The 2,221-nt window shown below is 39.0% G+C and carries 4 protein-coding genes; all 4 read right to left on the bottom strand.

Annotation, left to right across the window (positions count from 1 at the left end; all coding sequences use genetic code 11):
* Positions 1-218: 218 nt before the first annotated feature.
* Positions 219-587, bottom strand: coding sequence for a phage tail assembly chaperone G (gene gpG, locus KTHG_RS20440; RefSeq protein WP_139996263.1), 369 nt, complete (start codon positions 585-587; stop codon positions 219-221).
* 124 nt (positions 588-711) lie between these two features.
* Complete coding sequence (locus KTHG_RS20435; protein WP_255512522.1) at positions 712-1,287, bottom strand: major tail protein; 576 nt, start codon at positions 1,285-1,287, stop codon at positions 712-714.
* Positions 1,284-1,667: a hypothetical protein gene (locus tag KTHG_RS20430; protein ID WP_139996261.1), complete on the bottom strand. Its 384-nt coding sequence runs from the start codon at positions 1,665-1,667 to the stop codon at positions 1,284-1,286. Before KTHG_RS20430 ends, KTHG_RS20435 begins: the two co-directional genes overlap by 4 nt.
* 8 nt (positions 1,668-1,675) lie before the next feature.
* Complete coding sequence (locus KTHG_RS20425) at positions 1,676-2,092, bottom strand: HK97-gp10 family putative phage morphogenesis protein (RefSeq protein WP_139996259.1); 417 nt, start codon at positions 2,090-2,092, stop codon at positions 1,676-1,678.
* Positions 2,093-2,221 lie beyond the last annotated feature (129 nt).

Below are 2,221 nucleotides of genomic sequence, written 5' to 3'. Positions count from 1 at the left end.
CCCCAATGGTTGTTGATTACTGGCCATACTGCCACCTCCTTACATAAATCCTTTTAAGGCTTCATACATACTGCCGACCTTTTTTTCTTCTTTCTTTTCTTTATTGAAAAGTTCAACCAAATGAAAGAAATCGGCATTTGCTATATCTTGATAAGCCATGCCGTTTTCCATAAATGATTTATACAATTTATCGATGGTTTCTAATGATGCTTCATACGTTACTTCTGCATGTACTTCATCATTTTCGCCATTTTTTTTTCTTCTTCTTTTTCCAATTCTTCCACACCTAAGATTTGCTCAAAAATATGCTTAATTTTTAATGCACCTGTTGATGCATCCAGTCCTTCCCAAATATCATCAGACGATACGTGGAAAACATCTGCAACAAATTCAATCTGTTTGTCTAGCATTGCTACTTCATCTGGCTCTTTTTCATTGGCCATTTTTTCTAATTCGGCTTTTACTTTTAATGCATCACGTGTAACTTTAATCGACACGAAATCTAATTTGCGTGATTCATATTCAAATTGTTCTTTTCCGTCCACAATTTCTTTTTTCTTCATTAGTTTTAATTCATAAATAGCCATGTAATAGCCCTCCAGTATATTTTAGATAAATAAAAAAGCACCCCAAATGGAGTGCTTCATTGAATTTTAATTTAATTATTGCCACGTAATATTGGCTTGCTTTGCCTCTGGCGTAGCGCCCACATTAAGCGCCACCACTGGGTGTAACTTTAAATGCTTTGGCACGTAATGCTGCTACTTGTTCGGCACCTACTGCAATTCCGTAACCTTTTTTATCATCGCCAACAACACACGCCATTGTGTATTCTTCTTCTGGCAATTCTTTGTTTTCACCTTCAAGTGTTTCACCTTCAAGTGAATTTCGTGACCATGATCCGCGATAAAGTGCAATCGCATACGGTTCACCTTGTGGCGTTTTATCATAGAAGATAGTCGCTGTATACGGTGCTTCTGTATCATCGCCACCTTCGTAGAAACCTTCTGTTGATTTTGCAATACCAAGAATCGTCATTTCAAAATCAAGTGGTACATCAATGGCTGTTAAAGTCGCAGATAAGTCACCGATACCACGTTTTGCTGTACGATAAGGAATGTTTGAACCGAATTGTTTAACGGCTTCAGCTGTTAATCCTTCCACACTAAACGAGCGTGTTGCCCCTTTATCTGTCTTTCCCTCAAGTGTAAAAATGTTTTCTTCTGTTGTTTGAAAATTGGCATCTAATACCGCGATTTCCGCTTTTTCAAATCCTACTGCGTTCATTCATTTTCCTCCTCTTTTTGAGTAAATAAAATAGCGCTATATAAACGTGTGTTTACGTAGCGCTTTGTTTCTTTAAAATATGTGTCCAGGCCACCGGCTTGTTGTTCAAATCCAAGTGTCCTCATAACTTTTCGTACTTCATATGATAAAGAGTCCCGGACTCCTCGGTTTGTGGCTTCCACATTAATCTGGTAGTAGTAGCTTTCACTATGATTAGTGTTGCTGCCATAACTACTTGGCTTGCTTGGTTGTGACGGTGTAATGATAATAAATGGACTTAATAAGTCGCCTGTTTCTGCATACTCGTAAAATTTAATCCGGTCACCACAACTTGTTGCAATGAGCGCATTTTCACGTAGCGCCTGATTAATTTCCATCATCAAATCTCTCATAAACGTTTGGCCATCTCCCTTCGCGTTGCATCAAATACTTCCTGTTTTTTAGTTTCCATAGCTTTTGCGATTTGCTTGTAACCACCTAGTTGCGGACCGTAAAACTTCCCATCGCGTTTATATCCATTCTCATTTAAATGGATAATACGATAACGCTCCAATGGACCATTCCAACCAATCTGAACAGTACGCGCACCACGCTTTGATTTCGGTTTGCTCATGACGATCTCGTCAACTGTTGCCCCGATTGAATAGTCGCCTAAGCTACTTGATAGCCTTCTGGCCACTTCTTTTTTCAATACCGTTGCACCGGCAGTTACAGCTTTATCAGTTAGCTTTTTAAACTCTTTTTCGGACATCACTTGTTTTAAACGCTGTTGGATTTCGGCTAAACCATGAAATTCGACACTCATTAAACCACCGCCAATACGATGTTAATAAAACCAAGTGATTGTGCATCTGGTCTTACTTCAACGATATTCCAAACCTTTCCGGTATAACGATAGTGGCCAATCTCTGCAAAATGCTTACGGTCTGGAATG

It is taken from the genome of Kurthia sp. Dielmo (assembly GCF_000307285.2).
Lineage (GTDB): Bacteria > Bacillota > Bacilli > Bacillales_A > Planococcaceae > Kurthia > Kurthia populi.
The sequence above is the reverse complement of the archived record's forward strand: the minus strand, read 5'-3'. Positions and strand labels throughout refer to the sequence as shown.

Coding starts and splice junctions, on each gene's coding strand:
- gpG (WP_139996263.1), bottom strand. CDS start 587: ATGGCTATTTATGAATTAAAACTAATGAAGAAAAAAGAAATTGTGGAC.
- KTHG_RS20430 (WP_139996261.1), bottom strand. CDS start 1,667: ATGATGGAAATTAATCAGGCGCTACGTGAAAATGCGCTCATTGCAACA.
- KTHG_RS20435 (WP_255512522.1), bottom strand. CDS start 1,287: ATGAACGCAGTAGGATTTGAAAAAGCGGAAATCGCGGTATTAGATGCC.
- KTHG_RS20425 (WP_139996259.1), bottom strand. CDS start 2,092: ATGAGTGTCGAATTTCATGGTTTAGCCGAAATCCAACAGCGTTTAAAA.